This window comes from Daejeonella oryzae DSM 19973, assembly GCF_000422945.1.
In the GTDB taxonomy this organism is placed as follows: Bacteria; Bacteroidota; Bacteroidia; order Sphingobacteriales; family Sphingobacteriaceae; genus Daejeonella; species Daejeonella oryzae.
The window spans coordinates 502435-522036 of sequence record NZ_AUHA01000003.1; the positions used below are offsets into that span (position 1 = coordinate 502435).

The window sequence follows — 19602 nt, forward strand, 5'->3', positions numbered from 1 at the left end:
CTGTAATTTTAATAATACTAATTATTCGTTTTCAGGTTCAGAAGATGTTGAATCATTTCCTTCATCAGAAAGTGGTGAATCGTTATCCTTCTCAGGAGTTTCAGTTCCATCATTTTCTTCCTCTTCTTCATCTTCATGCGTAACCTTTGCAACCGAAGCAATAGAATCTTCACCTTTGAGTGTGATCAATCTAACACCCTGAGTTGCACGGCCCATTACACGAAGCCCGCTCACACCTATTCTAATTACAATACCTGATTTATTAATAATCATCAGATCATCAGAATCGGTAACGTCTTTAATGGCAATCAATTCACCGGTTTTATCTGTGATATTAATGGTTTTAACACCTTTTCCTCCACGATTTGTAACGCGATAATCATCAATGTCGGTACGTTTTCCATATCCTTTTTCAGAAACAACTAATACGGTCGTCTCCGGATTATTGATGCTGATCATCCCTATAACTTCGTCTTTCTCACTGGCTAAAGTAACACCGCGTACCCCGGTTGCTGTACGTCCCATAGGCCTAACAGTTGATTCGTTAAATCGTATAGCTCTGCCTGAACGAAGTGCCATTACAATTTCACTTTGACCGTTTGTCATACAAGCTTCCAGTAACTGGTCGCCTTCATTAATATTAATGGCGTTTATACCATTTGAACGCGGACGAGAATAAGCTTCTAACGAGGTTTTCTTAATTGTACCTTTCTTGGTACACATAATTATAAAGTTGTTTTCCAGGTAATCCTGATCTTTAAGATTGACAACTTTAATGTAAGCTTTAATATTTTCCTCTTTCGGGATGTTGATCACGTTTTGGATAGCACGACCTTTACTGGTACGTGTTCCTTCCGGGATTTCAAAAACTCTTAACCAGAAACAACGTCCAGACTCGGTAAAGAACAACATGTAATTGTGATTAGACGCAATAATCATGTGTTCAATAAAATCTTTATCGCGGGATTGTGATCCCATCGACCCTTTTCCGCCTCTGCCTTGCTTACGATATTCGGTTAATGCAGTACGTTTTATATATCCTTCGTGAGAAATTGTGATTACTACTTCTTCATCCACAATAAAATCTTCCATGCGCATGTCTTCTGCAGAATGGGTAATGGAAGTTCTGCGTTCATCACCAAACTTCGTAAGAATTTCAAGTAACTCATCCTTGATGATTTTCATCCGTAAGCTTTCATCAGCAAGAATTGATTTTAAATAATCAATTGTCTTCATCAGTTCAGCATACTCTTCTTTAATCTTATCTCTTTCCAGACCTGTTAAACGACGTAAGGTCATATCCAGAATCGCTCTGGCTTGGATATCGGATAAGCCAAAGCTTTCCATCAAACCGGTACGAGCATCTTCAGGAGTATCTGAAGCACGGATTAATTTTATTACCTCATCTAAATGATCCAGAGCAATGAGTAATCCTTCTAATATGTGAGCACGTTTTTCTGCTTCGGCCAAATCATATTTAGTACGACGAATTACCACCTCATGACGATGATCAACGAAATGACGAATCATATCCTTCAGATTCAGCATCATCGGGCGACCGTGAACCAAAGCAATGTTATTAACGCTGAATGAAGTTTGCAGCGCAGTATATTTAAACAGATTGTTTAATACGATGGATGCATTTGAATCACGCTTAATTTCGTAAACAATGCGCATTCCATCCCTGTCAGATTCATCTCTTATTTCTGAAATACCTTCCAGCTTTTTATCATTAACCAGGCCAGCAGTTTGCTCGATCATGTTAGCCTTGTTCACCTGGTAAGGAATTTCATTTACAATTATTCTCTCACGGTCATTACCATAACTTTCGATTTCTGCTTTGGCACGCATAACGATTCGGCCACGACCAGTTTCAAAAGCATCCTGAACTCCTGAATAACCATAAATGATACCACCTGTCGGGAAATCTGGAGCTTTAATGTGCTGCATTAATCCCGGGATATCTATTTCATTATCATCTATGTAAGCAACTGTTGCATTGATTACTTCTGTAAGATTATGCGGCGGCATATTCGTAGCCATACCTACTGCAATTCCGGAAGCTCCGTTAACCAGTAAGTTTGGAATACGGGTTGGAAGCACTGTTGGCTCGTGAAGTGTATCATCAAAATTAAGCTGGAAATCAACTGTCTCTTTGTTAATATCTGCTAGCATTTCCTCCGCAAATTTCTTTAAACGAGCTTCAGTATAACGCATGGCTGCCGGGCTGTCTCCATCCACAGAACCAAAGTTTCCCTGACCGTCAACCATGGGATAACGCAAACTCCAGGGTTGGGCCATACGAACCATTGCAAAATATACAGAAGAATCACCGTGCGGGTGATACTTACCTAATACATCACCCACAATACGGGCTGACTTTTTATGAGCTTTGGTACTTGTTACACCAAGATCAAGCATTCCATATAAAACCCTGCGATGAACTGGCTTTAATCCATCACGTACATCTGGTAAGGCACGCGAAACAATTACCGACATCGAATAATCGATGTATGCGGCTTTCATTTCTTCTTCTATGTTTATAGGAATTATTCGGTCGTTAGGTATTAGATCTTCGTTTTCTATATCTTCAGCCATTTTGTAGTTAGGTTCTGATTGAAAGTGTAAATTGCATTATGCCGCATTTGGCGAATGCGAAGTTAGCAAAATTAGTGATTTTTGAAGCCGCTGTTGAAAAAATTAAGGTTTAGAAACAGCTATATTATTCATAATCAAGGTGGGTTTAAACCTGAACTATTTTACTTTTTTCCAATACTCTTCTACATTCATCCCGTTAGGTAAAATTCCATTGATAGTTAGCTTATCTTTTTCCAGTTTATATTTATAGGAAATGGTTTTACCAATTAACTGAGAAGGCTGGCTGCTGAATTCGCTGGTAACTAAAAACTCGTTTCCTTTAATTTCATAACGACCGGTTGCATATTTTTCAGGCTCTTCTGTACCTTCTATAATATAAGCTTCATACTTACCTTCTGTGTAAGTCCTTTGCATTTTAAAATCAGCTGATGCGTTTTGTACTTTACCATCGTAAATTCCACCATCATACTGCCAGGTTCCTTTAAGAGTATTGGATGAGCAAGCTACCTGGATCATTATAAAAATACCGAAAATGCCTTTGGTTATAACTTGAGTTTTCATTTGAAATTAATATTGAGGTTGTTTTTTAAATTAGATATCCGGATAATTTATATCCAGCTGATTCCTTTTTTTAAGAACTGTAACGTTTTTTCTTCTTCGCTATTGGGTGTTGCTTTAAAATCATATACCCAATTTGCCTGCGGTGGCAAACTCATTAGTATGGATTCAATCCTGCCATTTGTTTCCAGACCAAACTTTGTCCCGGCATCGTAAACCAGGTTAAATTCGGCGTAACGACTGCGACGTTGGAATTGCCACAATTTTTGCTCTTCAGAATAATCCCTGTTTCTATTATTTTGGATTAGAGAAGAATAAATTGGTAAAAACGAGCGTCCCAATGATTTAGAAAATTCAAAAATTTCTTCCCATCCTATTCCGGCAGTTTCAGGATTCAAACGGTCATAGAATATACCTCCAATGCCGCGTGTTTCGTGTCGATGCTTAATATAAAAATAATCATCAGCCCAGGTTTTAAATTTGCTGTAGAAATTGGCGTTGAAATGATCACACACATTTTGAAGGCTTTGATGAAAAAATTTTGCATCCTCTGGAATAACGTAATGAGGCGTTAGATCAATGCCCCCACCAAACCAGCGAATTTCATCTGACATTTCAAAATAACGGATGTTCATATGGATAATTGGAATCCATGGATGATTCGGATGGATTACAATTGAAACTCCTGTGGCAAAAAAATCATTCTGTTCAACAGCAAAGGTTTTTTTTACAGCGTCGGGCAGCTGACCATATACAGCCGAAAAATTAACACCGGCTTTTTCAAGGATGGAACCGTTTTGCATAATTCGCGTACGGCCTCCTCCACCTCCATCACGTTCCCATAATTCTTCCTGAAATTTGCCTTGTCCGTCAGCTTGCTCTAATCCAATACATATTTCATCTTGCAATTGCTTATATGCATCTGCAATTTGTTCTTTAGTAATCATGCTGCAAAAATGAGAATTTTAAGAAAAAACTTGACCCTATTTATTGAATTAAAAAATTATGACAATTAAATTCCCGTTCTCCCGGATGGCTCAATATAGTCCAGATCCTTCCCAAAAGTTTCATCCAGCTGATATAAAGCTAAATAGGCAATTATAACAGTAACACTGCCAACAATTAATGCCGAATTTATTATCCCAACATGATACCGTAAACTGGTAAATAAGAAAGTAACGATAATTAATGATCCTCTAACAAAATTCGGAGCGGTAGTGGTTACAGTTGCTCTTAAATTTGTTCCAAACTGCTCGGATGCCATGGTTACAAATACAACCCAATAACCGGTAGCTACGCCAAAATACACGCAAAGCATATAAAATGCTGTGGCCGACAATCCATTTGAAAACAGGAAAAACAGAATTCCGGCATAGGTTAATGTAATGAAAATGAATACGATCTTTTTACGGGTTCTAAATAACTGACTCAGAGTTCCGCTTAGAAAATCGCCAAGAGAAATACCGATATAGGTAAACATTATTCCCCGGCCTGTATTAATTGGTTCATTAATTCCAAGTTCTTTGGCAAATTCAGGAGCTATTCCTACCAGGATACCCACTACAAACCACACCGGCACGGCAATTAAAATACTGTTGATATATTTTTTGAACCTCAATCTATTATTAAAAAGCATCATAAAATTACCTTTTTCAACTGTATTGTTTTTCAGCTTTGCAAACATTCCCGATTCAAAAACCCCGATCCTCAGGATAAGTAATAGCATTCCCATGGCCCCGCCAACAAAAAAAGCAACCCGCCAGTCGAATTTATCTCCCACATAATAAGCCGCTACGGCACCCATTAATCCTATTGTAGCTACTATCATTGTTCCATAACCGCGTTTTTCTTTACTCATGCTTTCGCTGATGAGTGTAATGCCAGCTCCCAGCGCACCTGCTAAACCAACTCCGGCAATAAATCGAAGTACAGCATATGTATTTATATCCTGTATAAAACCATTTGCAATATTAGCCAGCGAATACATAATAATAGATCCGAATAAAACTGATAGCCGGCCTTTTTTATCTCCAATTATGCCCCATAAAATACCTCCGGTAAGCAAACCTGCCATCTGCCAGTTCATAAGCCAAAGACCTGTATCCGTAATTGCATCAGGCATCACGCCAAGGCTTTCCAGGCTTTTATTTTTGATGATCAGAAAAAGAAGGAGGTCATAAATATCTACAAAATAACCAAGTGCAGCCACCAGGATTAATAAGGTTATATTTCTATTCGGAAGATTTTTTTTAGTCATTTACAGGTTTTTTGGCTGCTTAATCTACAAACATTTTAGAATTTTAATTCTAACTGGTGTATGGTTTTTTAAATAAATATTCACCATCATAATTAATAAAAAAAAATCTTGCTAATTAACCTTCCAATGATGACTTTTAAGAATGAATAAACACGTTGTAAGTATAGTTGACAGTCATTACCTTAATAAAGACTTTAAACAATTTGTACTGACAAAGCCTAAAGGCTATAAATTTATTCCCGGTCAATCAGTTTATGTTTCAATTAATACTCAGGGGCAACAAAATGACATCAGGCCTTTTACTTTTACAGGGTTAAACAATTGGGATACCCTTGAATTAATTATTAAAATACATTCCGGGTACGATGGTCTGACTAATAAACTTGATAAATTACCTGTAGGATCAGAATTATTGATTACGGACGCTTGGGGAACTTTTAGCTATAAAGGAGATGGTGTTTTCATTGCCGCCGGATCTGGAATAACTCCTTTCATTGCCATTTTAAGAGATTTAAAAGAAAAAAATCAGATAAGTGGCGATACACTGATCTACTCTAATCAGATGAAGGATGATGTTATAATGGAGAATGAGCTGAGTTATTTGCTGGGACCTAATTTACATTTTGTTTTTACCCGTCAAAATGTTATTGGCTTCAGAGAAAATCGAATTGATGAAATTTATTTGAAAGAAACCATCAAAAATTTTAACCAGCATTTTTATGTTTGCGGTCCGGCAGAATTTGTGCAAAATATTATTAGTATGCTCTCAAATCTGGGAATAGAACCCCAGACAATTATATTCGAGAAAAAAGGAACAGGAATTAAACTTCCGGATGTAAAGCCTAAAACTTAAAATTTACCAATTAGCTTAATTTTTCCATAACAAGCTGATCCTGATCTTTTTTCAAACTTCGATCTAAAACAAAGGTTGCCAGAGGAATTAAGGAAGCAATTAGAGCAACTGCAATTTTTGTGAGATTCCATTTTAGGTAATAAGCAGTTTTTAAAACTGCCAGAATGTATGCTATAAATAAAATCCCGTGAATCCATCCGTTAACTTTTACGGCCATAGGATATTGGAAATAATACTTCAAAGGCATGGATATCAGCAACAACACCAAAAAGCTAATGCCCTCTACATTCCCTATCCATCTTAATTGCTGTAAAGTACTAATTTTCTTTTCCATATTGGCACAAAGATAACCCGCTAAATTTCAGAACAAAATTCATTTCCAATTCTTTACCTTAAAGGAACATTATCCAATCAATTTAATAAAATAGTACCTTTGACGCATGCAAGAGCCTTTTGATATAGAAATTAATGGAATGATTTATTCTGTATTCCCCGAAGAAGATGGTATATATACTATTTTTAAAGAAGGTGTAGAATATCTTAAAATTCAGAAAGATGCAGAAAATCACTGGTTAAAACTAGATGAGATTACCGAGATTCCTTTGTTTGATGCTGATCCTGAAGTTGATCTGCTTGGCAAGGAAATTTTACTTTATCAGGAAGAATAAAAATCTACAAACTTATTTTTTACGAAGTGTAATATGAGTGATTTCCGGCCAGATTCCGATTCTTCCTGCAAATCCTAAAAAGCCGAAACCACGGTTCACATACAAATATCTGTCATTTTCTTCTGCTAGTCCGGCCCAGTTGGGATACCGGTATTTAACCGGACTCCATTTGAATTTGCCAATTTCGATTCCAAACTGCATTCCGTGGGTATGACCAGAAAGTGTCAAATGTATTTTAGAAGGATGTTTTTTAATCTGGGCATCCCAATGAGATGGATCGTGAGATAACAAAATTTTAAAATCATCAGCATTTACATTGTTTAATGCTTTCCTTAAGTCTCCTCTTTCACCGAAACCCTTCCCCCAATTCTCCACTCCCAGCAAGGTAATCTGATCTTCTCCTTTTTTAATCAACGAGTGTTGATCCAACAGTAACCTAAAGCCAAGTTGTTGATGATACTCTTTTAATAGCTTTAAATTATTGATTTTTTCATGAGAATCTGGCCAGCTTATATAATCCCCGTAATCATGATTGCCTAAAATAGAAAATTTGCCGAATGGAGCTTGTATGAGCTTGAAAATTTCCAGGTAGGGAATTATTTCTGTGGCTTTATTATTTACAAGATCTCCGGTGAATACAAACAGGTCGGGATTTAATGAGTTGATTAAATCAATTCCTTTTTTCACGGCTTTAGGGTTATCAAAACTACCGGCATGGATATCAGAAATTTGAACCAGTGTAAAATTGTTGAATTCCTCGGGAAGATCTTTATGAAATAAAACAACCTTCCTGACTTTGTAGTTATATTTTCCGAAAGTTACGCCAAAAATAAATGAACAGAAAGGTATAGCACATAGGATTAGTGCAAATTCGCTGATCAACAGAGACCTTTCAGGAATAGAATAACCATCTAAAAATGAATGATATAGTGCTGTTAGAAACCGGAAAATATCCTCCAGAAACAAAACCAGTATAAATGCCAGTTTGCTTACAAAGAGTGTTAAAAATGAATTAAAAGAGAAATTGAAAAGTTTTGTAAACTCCCGTGAGGGAAATACTTTAGAAAGTAAATATACAAATGAAGTAAGTACTGTAATTGAAATAATCCAATAAAGAAACCTAATTATGAGGCTATAATCAAGGTTTTCTGTAAGTTTTTGAATTCCCTGGTAAACATAAAGATCAATTAAAAATGAGACCAGGATCAATATGAGTAGTGGAAAATAATTTCTTTGACGCATCATTACTATCAAATTGCTTCTAAACAAAGAAAGCCTTTCCATTTAAAAATGAAAAGGCTTTGAATAATAAATTACGGAGATATTATTTTGGCAATAATACTGCATCAACCACATGAGTAACTCCATTGCTTGAAATTACATCAGCAATAGTTACTAATGCATTGTTGATCATTACTTTTCCGTCTTTAACAGATACCTTTAATTTTTGACCCTGAACAGTGGTTAATTCCATTCCGTCTGTTAAATCAGCAGCACGTAATGAACCGGAAACCACATGATAAGTTAATACTCCCTGAAGATCTTTTTTCATTTCGGGCTTCAACAAATTATCAACCGTTCCTGCCGGAAGTTTATTAAATGCATCATTGGTTGGAGCAAATACTGTGAAAGGGCCGGCAGAACTAAGTGTTTCTACTAATTCACCTGCTTTTACTGCGGCAACTAAAGTGGTGTGATCACTTGATCCCATTGCATTCTCTACAATATTTTTTGATGGAACCATCATTGCGCCACCTACTTCAACTCCTTCTTCTGTGGTCATGGAATCAGTCATGGTGCTGTCCATCATTGAAGAATCAGAATCAGTATCTGCAGTGTTAGATGAATTACAGGCGCTGAACGCTAAAAAGCTAACACCTAAAGCGATAGTTAAAAATTGTTTTTTCATTTGATTAAGTTTTGTTTGGTTTTAAGCAGTCACATACGAAACTTTTTTAAGCTTGGATTTTAAAAAATGAAAAATATTTTAAGCACCTTTTTTTAGTGCCTCTATATTAAATTTTAGAGATATATTTAATATTCTTGCTTTTTACAAAGCGTTTAGATTAATTGAATATAAAAGGTGTATTGAATTAAACATTGCTAATTTTAGAGAATTACTGACTAGAAGAGATTTAATCCTTCATTAATATTTTATTACACCTGATGGAAAATTTTGAGTTAAATAATCCCACGAAAATTATTTTTGGAAAAAACTGTATTGATCAAATACCGAATGAGATACATTGGAAAAAAGCCTTGGTAATTATTGGACAGGCATCTGTTAAAAAGAATGGCTTTTACGCCAGGGTTATTTCATTATTAAACATGTCAGGAATGCATCATGTAACTTTTGAAGGTGTTCCATCAAACCCAACATCCGAACTTGCAGATAAAGCTATTTCGATTGCCAAAAAATTTCAGGCTGAAGTGATTATAGCTATTGGCGGAGGATCTGTAATTGATACGGCAAAGGCAGTAAGTGTTGGATTTTATGCCGAACATCCGGTTTGGGATTTTTATACTAAAAAAGCAATTCCAACAAAAGCATTGCCGGTTGTATGCATTTTAACTCTGGCCGCTTGCGGTACTGAAAATAACAGTTTCAGCTATCTGCAAAATAATTCCCAGGGTTTAAAAATGGGCTTTTCATCACTATTGTTATACCCACATTCTTCCTATCTCGATCCAACAATAACTTTTTCAGTGGATACTGACTGCACAGCGTATGGTATATCTAATTTAATAGCTCATACTTTAGAACAATATTTTGCAGAAGGCGACTCTCCGCTTTCTGATTATTATGCCACGTCAATCATAAAACTTGCCATTAAATATGGTAAAAGGGCTTTGGAAAATCCCGATGATTATGAGGCAAGAGCGAACATCATGTGGTTATCTGCTAATGCTCTTAACGGCTCATTATTAGCCGGTAAATTAAAAGCAGATTGGGGTTGTCACGGTATTGAGCAAACCCTTAATGTTCTTTACAATACCCAGCATGGGCGGGGTTTATCAATTATTTATCCTGCATGGTTAAAATATTTTAAGTTGAAAATTTCTGATAAAACATCCTTTCTGGCCAGAGAAGTGTTTGAAATTGCAGAACCTGATCCGGTTAAAGCTTCCGAGCTTTTCATTTTGAAACTCGAAGATTTCTTCAGATCCATAAACTGCCCTACCCGATTATCTGATTTAAATATTGCTCCATCACAAAATGAAATAATCATTGAAAACTTAATTGCTAATAAGGTTTCGGGTAAAGCTTTTCGTTTAGGGAAAGCAGATTACGAAGGTATTCTGGAATATATGTCTTAATGCTTTTATTCTTGAAGAGAGTTTTGCATATTTAACCAGATATGCTTATTTCAGAAAACACCCTTAAGTGGGCCATGCGCTTTTATCCTCCCCTTTTTTTTCAACGTATTTGGGTTAAACAGTTCGATGCTGGTTTTACCGGTGTAGAAGTTAAGATAGCCAAAAGCATATTAAACAGTAATTACAATCGTTCTATTTTCGGAGGAACTATTTTTAGCGCTTCAGATCCTTTTTACGCCTTACTGTTTGATCAGCTATTGCAGAGAAGAGGATTTAAAACCAGAGTATGGCTAAAAAGTGCAGAAATTAAATATTTAAGGCCTGGCCGGTCGCATCTTTATTTTAGAATTCAATTAAGTGAAGACCAAATTGAGGAAGCGGTAACTACTCTGAAAACTGCTGGTAAATTTGTAAAAGCTTTTCCGATGGAAATTAAGAATGGAGACGGAGAAGTTTGTGCCACAGTCATGAACGAGGTTTACATCAGAAATTTATTTAAAGGCGAAGAAGATACTGTTGCATATTAGGTAAGAGGTATGGTTACGAATATCAGGAAGTTAATTTTAGAGGGTGAAGGCACCTCTCTGGATTTTAAAAATACTATTACAAGCTGTGAAAAAATAGCCAGAACTTTAGTTGCCTACGCAAATAATAAAGGCGGAAAACTGTTAATCGGAGTTGCTGATGATGGCAGAATTGTTGGCGTAAAATCTGAAGATGAAGAAAAATATATGATCCTGAAAGCCGCTCATTTTTATTGTCGGCCGGCTCTGGAACCTTCTTTTGAAGAAGTTTACATCGATGATAAAATTGTACTGGTTGTAGATATCCGCCCCAGCGATATGAAACCTCATTCATCATTATCGGAAGATAAAAAATGGTGGGTCTATATCCGGGTTAAGGATAAAAGTGTTTTAGCAAGCAAAATTGTTATAGATGTTTTAAGACGCAGTAATAATCAGGAAGGAGTTTTTTTGGAATATTCTTCTAACGAAGAAGCTCTGTTAAAATACCTCGATGAAAATCAACGCATTACTGCCCGTGAATTTAGCAGTATGCAAAAACTTTCACGCCGCCGTTCTTATCGTATTATAGTCAACCTGGTTCTTTCAGGCCTGATTAGAATTCATACAACAGAAAAAGAAGAATTTTACACGGCTTCTTAATTAATTATATCGTTCTATTTTTTTAGCGTAAGTCAGAAAATAAGTGACCTTTGCACAAAGCAAAACATGAAAGAATTTTACGCTAAATATAGTCTGCATTACAGGAGCAATTTAAAACTGGCTATTCCTGTTGTAATATCTCAACTCGGTCATACTTTAGTTCATACTGCTGACAGCGTGATAGTTGGTCATTTTGCCGGAACTATTTCTTTAGCTGCGGTTTCTGTGGTAAATAGCATATTTACTATTGTATTAGTTATTGGAATTGGTTTGTCTTTTGGTTTGACACCCTTAATTGCCCAGGTAAGTGCAAAAAAACAATATGACGAATGCGGAAAGTTGTTATCAAACAGTCTTGCCATAAATGCCATAGCAGGAGTAATTTTATACATACTCGTTTATTTCGGTTCATTGGCCGTCATAGATAATCTCAATCAGTCGGCAGAAGTTGTAAGGGAAGCAAAGCCTTATCTTAATTTACTGGGTTTTTCCATCATTCCCCTGATGATATTTATGACTTTTAAGCAATTTGCAGAAGGGTTGGGATTTACCAGGCAGGCTATGGTTATATCAATTTGGGGCAATGTTTTAAATATTTTTCTAGGAATTACATTTGTAAAAGGGCTTTTCGGCATCGAGCCTATGGGTGTAAGTGGTGTGGGCTGGAGTACATTAATAGATCGAACCATTATGGCCTTCGTTATGGGTATTTATATTTTAAAGTCTAAATACTTTAAGCACTATCTTCAAAATTTCGGTCTAAAATCCATTGATCGAATTCGTTCATTTAAAATCTTAAAGATTGGAACTCCGGTTGCAATGCAATATACTTTTGAAATAAGTGCTTTTAGCGGAGCTGCATTATTAATAGGCACGATGGGTGCCGTGCAGCTCGCTTCTCATCAGGTGGCAATAAGTTTAGCTTCAATGACCTACATGATGGCAAGCGGTATTTCTGCTGCCGCTACTATTAAGACCGGCAATAACTTTGGTATAAAAGATTTTACTCAGCTCCGTCTTTCTGCCATATCAAGTTATCATATTGTTTTAGTATTCATGTCTATAACCGCTCTGATATTTGTTGCTTTGAATCAATATTTACCATTTATTTATACTTCAGATACAGCTGTCATTTCTATTGCTGCTCAATTACTTATAATAGCAGGATTTTTTCAATTGTTTGATGGAGCTCAGGTAGTTGGACTTGGAGTTTTAAGAGGAATGGGTGACGTGAATATTCCTACCATAATTACTTTTATAGCTTATTGGGTGATCGGTTTGCCTGTAGGTTATTTGTTAGGAATAAAATTAGACATAGGAGTTTATGGCATTTGGTTCGGTTTAACTTTGGGACTTTTTGTATCCGCCGCTCTTTTATTTATCCGGTTTCAATTTTTTAGTAAAAAATTACAGCTTTCTACTCATCATAAAGTATAAGATAGCTAGATCTATTATTGATCTAAAGGAATTTGTTTCTTGTGTTCAACTAACCAGCTTTTGAAGCTTTTCAATTCGGGATTCAGTTTTTTTGAAAAATCAATATTGCGTGACTCACAACAAACTTGCTCAAAGTCGCGGTTAAACTGGAACATGTTTCCTAAATCATCGGCTCCGGGAAATCCAAATTGTCGGTAAGCTTCGGGAGTAACTTCGTTGTAAATAATCTCTTCGCCAAATACATCGGACATCTCCGAGGCCATCTCTGCTCCTGTTAATTGCTCACCACAAATTCCTACAGTTTTACCGATGTATTCATTGCTGTTTTTAAATATGCCGTAAGCGCATTTACCAATATCTTCTGAAGCCATGCTGCACAATTTTTTATTTCCAATAGGCAACGTTATTCCCAGCTTCCCATCCTTACCCTTTTTAGGACCCATGCCGAAATAAATAAAGTTCTCCCAGTAAAAACTTGTCAATAAAAAAGTTGTGGGTACTCCGGCTTCTGTGAAAAATTTGTTTGATTCACCTTTAGCATCAAAATGCGGAACTTTATATTTATCCATTAAGGTAGGCATGCGGTCATCGTTGAGCGGAATCCAGTTGCGTGTATCCTCTAAGGTAGACCATATAACGTGTTTTAAACCAGTTTTTTTGGCTGCATTCGCCATCGTTTCAGCTTCTTTTAATTCTTTTTCCGGAGAAAAATGCTCCCAGAAAAAAGTAACAAAATATGCCCCATAACAGCCATCCAAGCCTTTTTTTAAGTTTTCCGGATCGTCTATATTAACCTCAAAAATTTCGGCACCCAATTTTTCCAACTCTAAAGCTTTTTCTGAGCTCCTGTTCCTGGTAAATGCCCTAACCGTAAACTCCGAATTCGGGTCATTCAAAATAGCCCTTGCAAGTCCTCCGCCCTGAGCACCTGTTGCTCCTGTGACGGCAATTATCTTTTTATCAGCCATGATAGTTTTTCTTATAAATTTAATTAAAAAATAAAAGTGATTTCTTAATTAAAAGTATGATTTACTGATCTTTGGAAATTTAAAGTATTAATTTTTATCAGCAGGACAATTTGGAGGGTTTTACTGTATTATTTTTATTTATGATCCTGTCAGAAAACTGAGAAATATAAATGACATAAAAAAAGCGGGCTATTATGCCCGCTTAATATAGATTATTTATAAGCTTCATTATGAACACTCTTAATGGCTCTGCCTGAAGGATCGTTCATTGTTTGAAATGAGGCATCCCATGCTAAAGCTTCGGGCGTACTGCATGCAACTGATTTAACAGAGGGTACGCATGCTGCTGCAGAATCAGATGGAAACAGTTCACTAAAGATTGACCTGTAGTGATATTCTTCCTTTGACATTGGAGGATGGATTGGAAATCGAAACTTAGCATTCGCAAGATCCTCATCACTTACTTTTTGCATGGCCGTTTCTTTTAATGTGTCAATCCATCCATATCCCACACCATCAGAAAATTGCTCTTTCTGACGCCAAACAATGCTTTCCGGAAGGTAATCTTCAAAGGCTTTTCTTAATATCCATTTTTCCATTTTACCATCCCCGGCCATTTTATCTGCCGGATTTAAACGCATGGCTACATCCATAAATTCTTTATCAAGGAAAGGCACCCTACCTTCTATTCCCCATGCAGCAAGGGATTTATTGGCTCGCAAGCAATCATAAAGATGAAGTTTGCTCAACTTACGAACAGTTTCTTCATGGAATGATTTCGCATCGGGAGCTTTGTGGAAATATAAATATCCGCCGAATAATTCATCGGCACCCTCTCCTGACAATACCATTTTTATACCCATTGATTTTATTACACGGGCTAGCAGATACATGGGAGTTGAAGCTCTGATGGTAGTAACATCATAAGTTTCGAGGTGATAAATTACATCGCGTATAGCGTCTAAACCTTCCTGGACGGTGAAATTAATTTCATGATGTACCGAACCGATATGATCTGCAACTTTACGGGCCGCAATAAGGTCGGGAGAACCAACCAAGCCTACTGCAAAAGAATGTAATTGCGGATACCAGGCAGTTTGTGTGTCATTACTTTCTACTCGTTTCGACGCATATTTTTTGGTAATGGCAGAAATTATAGATGAATCTAATCCACCCGAGAGTAGAACGCCGTAAGGCACGTCAGACATTAACTGGCGGTGTACAGCAGCTTCTAGAGCGCTTCTTAATTCATTTATATCCGATTTGTTATTTTTAACATTTTCAAAGTCGGTCCAGTCCCTGGTATACCATTTTTTAAGTTCATGCCCCTCTTTACTATATAAGTAATGGCCAGGCAAAAACTCCTCTATTTTATTACAAACTCCTTCCAGAGCTTTTAATTCTGACGATACATAAAATTGTCCAAATTTATCCCAGCCCATGTAAAGCGGAATAATACCCATATGATCTCTTGCAATCAGATAACAATCATTCTCTTTATCATATAAGGCAAAAGCAAATATGCCGTTCAGATCTTCAATAAATGAAGCTCCTTTTTTGCGATATAATGCAAGAATTACCTCGCAATCTGAATGCGTAAGAAATGTATAATCTGAAAGGTCTTTACGAAGATCCATGTGATTATAAATCTCGCCGTTAACTGCTAAAATTAAATTTTGATCCTCACTGTACAATGGCTGCCCGCCCGACTGAGGATCTACAATTGCTAAACGCTCATGCGCCAGCAAAACATTGGTATCACAAAAAATACCTGACCAGTCTGGCCCTCGATGCCTGATTTTCTTAGACATCTCCAAAACTTGAGGACGAAGTTTTTGTGAATCATTCTTAATATCAAATACGCCTATTATCCCGCACATTATTTTATGAATTTATAATTTTCGCTAAATTATCATAATAATAGTATGTTTTTATCAAAAAATCATTTTAATTTTTATTTAAATGTCAATTTTTACATTGATATATTAAATATATATTTATCAATCATCGATTAAAGACAGGATTAATTGAATTTCTTTTTGAGCTGCGGAGACGATAGATCTCACTTCTTCATCATTAAATTCAATAAGCTGTTCGAGCATATTAGAGATTCTGGCAAGTTCATTCAAACCTGCTGCCACCGATGTTCCATATAATTTATGACCATTTGATTTTAAAGCTTCCAGGTCTTTGTCTTTATAATTATTTTCCAGCGTTTCTGAAGCTACAATCAGCTCCTGAGCTGTCAGCTTCATCATCTGGGTTAATACATCCGAGTCATTTCCAATAAACTGAATAATTTTATCGGGATTAAAATGAACGGTAATGTCTTTTTTATCTGATCCGGCTTCCAGGTCTGATGGATTCATTAAGTGCCCAACCCATTTGTTAAAAACTTTAAGAAGGATTTCTTCATTAATAGGTTTTGGAATAAATTCATCCATTCCCAAAGACAAACACTTTTCCTTTTCGCCGCTTACATTTCCAGCCGTTAATGCTATGATCGGGATGTTTCCGTTTTTCATTTTTCGGATTGAGGTGGTTGCTTCATAACCATTCATTTCAGGCATCTGAATGTCCATCAAAACAATATCGGGCATTCTTGTTTCGCATAAAATTACTGCTTCACTTCCATTTATAGCTTCCTGAATGATCGCATTGGGTACGATTCTTTTAATAATAATTTTAACAAGAAGCATGTTAACGGCATTATCCTCAGCAATTAAAATTCTGAAAATAGAAGATTTTACTTCAGGAAACTGGATTTCACTTACAGTGTTATTCAGGCTTTCTTTCTGATTAATTCTGGATAATGATTTGAAGAAATCCTGAGGCTTAACAGGCTTTACAAGGCGTTGTTTAATGCCTAATTGACGGCAAACATCAATTACCTTTTCTTCATCTGAAGAGCTAAAAAGTAATAATACCGGTATCTCGCTCTGCGTTGGATAATCTGTTTTTATCTTGATAATGGTTTCAGCACCTGTCATATCGGGCATATGATAATCCATGATGATGGCATCATAATTTTGACTGGCAGAAAAATATTGAAGAGCCTGATCACCGCTTTCTGCTTCGTTAGATTGAATTCCCTGAGATTGAAGCATTTGTTTAATGATTAAACGGCTCCTGCTGTTATTATCAACAATTAATACTTTTTTAATCTTTTCAATGGTATCCCACTTAACTTCTTCAGACCTTTCAGTATCTAGTTCAAGGTCAAAGTAAAATGTACTTCCGATGCCGGGAGTGCTGATTAATTGCAAGCGGCTTCCCATTAACGCAAGCAATTTATTGGATATGGTTAATCCTAAACCTGTTCCTCCAAATTTTTTGGTAGTAGATCCATCTTCCTGCGAAAATTCATTAAAAATTTCCTCCTGTTTATCAGCTTTTATTCCAATGCCTGTATCTCTGACTTCAAAACGGTATTTGGTTTTGCCATCCGGAATTATTTCAAGTGATTCTATTTTGAGCTCAACCTCTCCCTTTTCAGTAAATTTAACCGCATTACCTATCAGGTTAATTAGTACTTGCTTTAATCTTACGTCATCTGCGTAAATATATGGTGGAAGTTCTGAAGAAACATTGTAGAGCATCTCCAGTCCTTTCATTTGAGATTGATAGGTTAATATATCTATCGCCTGACTGCTTATTTCAAAAAGATCACATTTAACAACGTTCAGTTCCAGTTTACCTGCTTCAATTTTAGAAAAATCTAAAATATCATTAATGATACCCATCAAGGCATTACCTGATTGATTTATAATCGACAAGTATTGCTTCTGTGTTTCATCCAGGTTTGTTTTTAATACCAGATCAGTAAATCCAATAATTCCATTTAAAGGAGTTCTGATTTCATGGCTCATGTTGGCTATGAATTCAGATTTGGCCAGATTGGCTTCCTCGGCGTAAAATTTTGCTTTTTCTAATGCAATTTTGGTTTTTATTGCAAGATCGATATCCTGAAAGGTTCCATATACATGAGTACACTGGCCATTTTTAAATTTACAATTCCCTAAAGCCCTCACCCAAATTTCATTCCCTTTAGCAGTTATTATTTGAAGATTTACATCAAAGGATTTCCCTTGGGTAATAGCTAAATCTATTAATTCCTTAATTTTCTGTCGATTTTCCCCTTCTTTATAAAATTCAATGCCTAGATCAATATTTGGCTCGTAAGTTGAAGAAACTTCATGAATTTCTTTGGTTACATCGGACCAATAGATTTTATTAGTTATCAGATCCCACTCCCAACCACCTACACGAGCAATGCTGTTTGTTTGTTCCAGAATACTTTTTGTTCTTAGAAGGTCTTTTTCAAGTCGAAGACTTTCTGTAACATCCACAGCATTACCTATGATATACTCCTGACCTGATTCTCCAGAATCAAATATATTATTGTACCTCCAAGTTTTATGAGATCCATCTTTGCAAACCGTGGTCATCAATCCTTCGGCATATTTGTTATTATGGATGTCTTCTAAATAAATTCGCAAATCTGGCTGATATTTATCAGGAACTATATCGAAGAGACTCATTTTCAGCAATTCATCTTTGCTGTATCCAAGTGAATTTAAACCAGACTTATTTATGGTTAAAAATTTACCTTCCGGACTATGTGTACACATTAAGCCCTGAGAATTTTCAAAAAACGACCGGAAACGATTTTCGTTTACTTCAATTTGAATTTCCTTAAGCTTTTCATCCGTTACGTCTCTCGCAACAGCAAAAATATTTCCTGTTTCAGGTTCCAGGCTTGCTACCCACTGAAGTGTTTTGTAGCTATTGTCAGTGCTTTTAAACTGCTGTGTGAAATTGGCAGTAATTTTTTCTCCGGATGATAATTTTGAAAATTCAGATCTGGTTACTTCAATATCTTCTGGATGTACCAAATCAAACAAAGGTGTTTTCAGTAAGAAATCATTTTCCCATCCTAATAATTTATTGAATGCAGGATTTACTTTCTTAAAGCTGCCATCTGATCCAATTATGCAGATAAGATCATCTGAAAGTTTAAATATTTTTTCGAAATTTTTAAGCTCATCCCTTTTTTGTCGCTCTACTATTAAGCATATAGCTTCCTGGGCAAGTAATTCGAGAATTGAAATTTGAGTATCAGAAAGTTTATTAGGTTTGGTATCAATAACACAAATGCTACCAAGGGCGTAACCATTTGGATCTATTATTGGCACCCCCGCATAAAAACCAATGTTTGGATCGCCGTTTACCAATAAATTATTTTCAAATCTTACATCCTTCCTGGCATCTTCTACTTCAAATAACCCGGGCTGCATAATGGTATACTGGCAAAAAGAAGCTTCTCTTGAAGTTTCTGAAGCAGTTAACCCATGCCTGGATTTAAACCATTGTCTGTTTTCGTCTAATAAGGTAATTAATGAAATTGGCACATTGCAACTAAGAGATGCTAGTTGTGTAAGCCTTTCAAATTCTTGTTCTAAATGAGAATCTAATATATAATAACTTTTAAGGGCCTCAATCCTATTTATTTCATTTTCAGGAACAGGAAATTTTGTATTTGTAGATGGCATATATTAATTGTGATGCTAATTTAGATTACATGAATAGATAAATGACTATGGTTACAGATGAAGCATATCAAAGTAATAATTACAATATAAGTGATACGTTTTTTTGGGTCGTAGGTTACTATTAATTGTTGCCCGATGATAAAATTAAAACGCTGTAAGAGAGCCACATCAATAAATAAAAAATCAGGGCAAAAAAAAACCAGTCATTTCTGACTGGTTTTTTAAAC

The 19602-nt window shown here is 36.0% G+C and carries 16 protein-coding genes; 6 read left to right on the forward strand and 10 right to left on the reverse strand.

The window, feature by feature from the left end:
* Positions 1–21: 21 nt before the first annotated feature.
* From gyrA to G521_RS0109780, 4 genes are all read right to left on the reverse strand, one after another.
* On the reverse strand, positions 22–2598 hold the full coding sequence (gyrA, locus tag G521_RS0109765) for a DNA gyrase subunit A (protein WP_026898372.1): 2577 nt from the start codon (positions 2596–2598) through the stop codon (positions 22–24).
* A gap of 156 nt (positions 2599–2754) precedes the next feature.
* Positions 2755–3159 (reverse strand): hypothetical protein, encoded by a 405-nt coding sequence (locus G521_RS0109770; RefSeq protein WP_026898373.1) that lies wholly within the window; start codon positions 3157–3159, stop codon positions 2755–2757.
* Between the two features lie 47 nt (positions 3160–3206).
* A complete protein-coding gene (gene hemF / locus G521_RS0109775) occupies positions 3207–4103 on the reverse strand; it encodes an oxygen-dependent coproporphyrinogen oxidase (protein WP_026898374.1) in 897 nt (298 codons plus the stop codon).
* 65 nt (positions 4104–4168) lie between these two features.
* Positions 4169–5413, reverse strand: coding sequence for an MFS transporter (locus G521_RS0109780; protein ID WP_026898375.1), 1245 nt, complete (start codon positions 5411–5413; stop codon positions 4169–4171).
* 142 nt (positions 5414–5555) lie between these two features.
* Here G521_RS0109780 and G521_RS16920 point away from each other — a divergent pair, with 142 nt between their 5' ends.
* On the forward strand, positions 5556–6266 hold the full coding sequence (locus tag G521_RS16920; protein WP_081675050.1) for an FAD-binding oxidoreductase: 711 nt from the start codon (positions 5556–5558) through the stop codon (positions 6264–6266).
* Positions 6267–6276: 10 nt separating this feature from the next.
* Here G521_RS16920 and G521_RS0109790 read toward each other — a convergent pair whose 3' ends face one another.
* Entirely contained in the window at positions 6277–6600 is a 324-nt protein-coding gene (locus G521_RS0109790; protein ID WP_026898376.1) for a DUF3817 domain-containing protein, read from the reverse strand.
* A 106-nt stretch (positions 6601–6706) separates the two neighbouring features.
* On the opposite strand from G521_RS0109790, the gene G521_RS0109795 reads away from it, so the two are divergent.
* Positions 6707–6934 carry a hypothetical protein gene (locus G521_RS0109795; protein WP_026898377.1) on the forward strand — a complete coding sequence of 76 codons (228 nt, stop codon included), beginning with the start codon at positions 6707–6709 and terminating at the stop codon, positions 6932–6934.
* A 12-nt stretch (positions 6935–6946) separates the two neighbouring features.
* Here G521_RS0109795 and G521_RS0109800 read toward each other — a convergent pair whose 3' ends face one another.
* Together G521_RS0109800 and G521_RS0109805 are read right to left on the reverse strand one after the other, a co-directional pair.
* Positions 6947–8179, reverse strand: coding sequence for a metallophosphoesterase (locus G521_RS0109800; protein WP_026898378.1), 1233 nt, complete (start codon positions 8177–8179; stop codon positions 6947–6949).
* Between the two features lie 79 nt (positions 8180–8258).
* A complete protein-coding gene (locus tag G521_RS0109805) occupies positions 8259–8843 on the reverse strand; it encodes a fasciclin domain-containing protein (RefSeq protein ID WP_026898379.1) in 585 nt (194 codons plus the stop codon).
* Positions 8844–9100: 257 nt separating this feature from the next.
* Between G521_RS0109805 and G521_RS16925 the strand changes: the two genes are divergently transcribed.
* From G521_RS16925 to G521_RS0109825, 4 genes are all read left to right on the forward strand, one after another.
* Entirely contained in the window at positions 9101–10252 is a 1152-nt protein-coding gene (locus G521_RS16925; RefSeq protein WP_051189647.1) for an iron-containing alcohol dehydrogenase, read from the forward strand.
* 41 nt (positions 10253–10293) lie between these two features.
* Positions 10294–10779, forward strand: a complete 486-nt coding sequence (locus G521_RS0109815) for a YiiD C-terminal domain-containing protein (RefSeq protein ID WP_026898380.1) — start codon at positions 10294–10296, stop codon at positions 10777–10779.
* Positions 10780–10788: 9 nt separating this feature from the next.
* A complete protein-coding gene (locus G521_RS0109820; protein ID WP_026898381.1) occupies positions 10789–11418 on the forward strand; it encodes an AlbA family DNA-binding domain-containing protein in 630 nt (209 codons plus the stop codon).
* A gap of 66 nt (positions 11419–11484) precedes the next feature.
* Positions 11485–12855 carry an MATE family efflux transporter gene (locus G521_RS0109825; protein ID WP_026898382.1) on the forward strand — a complete coding sequence of 457 codons (1371 nt, stop codon included), beginning with the start codon at positions 11485–11487 and terminating at the stop codon, positions 12853–12855.
* 14 nt (positions 12856–12869) lie between these two features.
* Here G521_RS0109825 and G521_RS0109830 read toward each other — a convergent pair whose 3' ends face one another.
* The 3 genes from G521_RS0109830 to G521_RS0109840 form a co-directional block, all read right to left on the reverse strand.
* The gene (locus G521_RS0109830) at positions 12870–13823 is read right to left on the reverse strand and encodes an NmrA/HSCARG family protein (protein ID WP_026898383.1); all 954 of its coding nucleotides are present in this window, start codon (positions 13821–13823) and stop codon (positions 12870–12872) included.
* Between the two features lie 212 nt (positions 13824–14035).
* Positions 14036–15703 (reverse strand): asparagine synthase B, encoded by a 1668-nt coding sequence (asnB, locus tag G521_RS0109835; RefSeq protein WP_026898384.1) that lies wholly within the window; start codon positions 15701–15703, stop codon positions 14036–14038.
* A 120-nt stretch (positions 15704–15823) separates the two neighbouring features.
* On the reverse strand, positions 15824–19375 hold the full coding sequence (locus G521_RS0109840) for a response regulator (RefSeq protein ID WP_036678836.1): 3552 nt from the start codon (positions 19373–19375) through the stop codon (positions 15824–15826).
* Between the last annotated feature and the right edge of the window lie 227 nt (positions 19376–19602).

Bases quoted from the DNA above. Each gene is read 5' to 3' on its own strand.
- gyrA (WP_026898372.1), bottom strand. From the start codon at position 2,598: ATGGCTGAAGATATAGAAAACGAAGATCTAATACCTAACGACCGAATA.
- G521_RS0109770 (WP_026898373.1), bottom strand. From the start codon at position 3,159: ATGAAAACTCAAGTTATAACCAAAGGCATTTTCGGTATTTTTATAATG.
- hemF (WP_026898374.1), bottom strand. From the start codon at position 4,103: ATGATTACTAAAGAACAAATTGCAGATGCATATAAGCAATTGCAAGAT.
- G521_RS0109780 (WP_026898375.1), bottom strand. From the start codon at position 5,413: ATGACTAAAAAAAATCTTCCGAATAGAAATATAACCTTATTAATCCTG.
- G521_RS16920 (WP_081675050.1), top strand. From the start codon at position 5,556: ATGAATAAACACGTTGTAAGTATAGTTGACAGTCATTACCTTAATAAA.
- G521_RS0109790 (WP_026898376.1), bottom strand. From the start codon at position 6,600: ATGGAAAAGAAAATTAGTACTTTACAGCAATTAAGATGGATAGGGAAT.
- G521_RS0109795 (WP_026898377.1), top strand. From the start codon at position 6,707: ATGCAAGAGCCTTTTGATATAGAAATTAATGGAATGATTTATTCTGTA.
- G521_RS0109800 (WP_026898378.1), bottom strand. From the start codon at position 8,179: ATGATGCGTCAAAGAAATTATTTTCCACTACTCATATTGATCCTGGTC.
- G521_RS0109805 (WP_026898379.1), bottom strand. From the start codon at position 8,843: ATGAAAAAACAATTTTTAACTATCGCTTTAGGTGTTAGCTTTTTAGCG.
- G521_RS16925 (WP_051189647.1), top strand. From the start codon at position 9,101: ATGGAAAATTTTGAGTTAAATAATCCCACGAAAATTATTTTTGGAAAA.
- G521_RS0109815 (WP_026898380.1), top strand. From the start codon at position 10,294: ATGCTTATTTCAGAAAACACCCTTAAGTGGGCCATGCGCTTTTATCCT.
- G521_RS0109820 (WP_026898381.1), top strand. From the start codon at position 10,789: ATGGTTACGAATATCAGGAAGTTAATTTTAGAGGGTGAAGGCACCTCT.
- G521_RS0109825 (WP_026898382.1), top strand. From the start codon at position 11,485: ATGAAAGAATTTTACGCTAAATATAGTCTGCATTACAGGAGCAATTTA.
- G521_RS0109830 (WP_026898383.1), bottom strand. From the start codon at position 13,823: ATGGCTGATAAAAAGATAATTGCCGTCACAGGAGCAACAGGTGCTCAG.
- asnB (WP_026898384.1), bottom strand. From the start codon at position 15,703: ATGTGCGGGATAATAGGCGTATTTGATATTAAGAATGATTCACAAAAA.
- G521_RS0109840 (WP_036678836.1), bottom strand. From the start codon at position 19,375: ATGCCATCTACAAATACAAAATTTCCTGTTCCTGAAAATGAAATAAAT.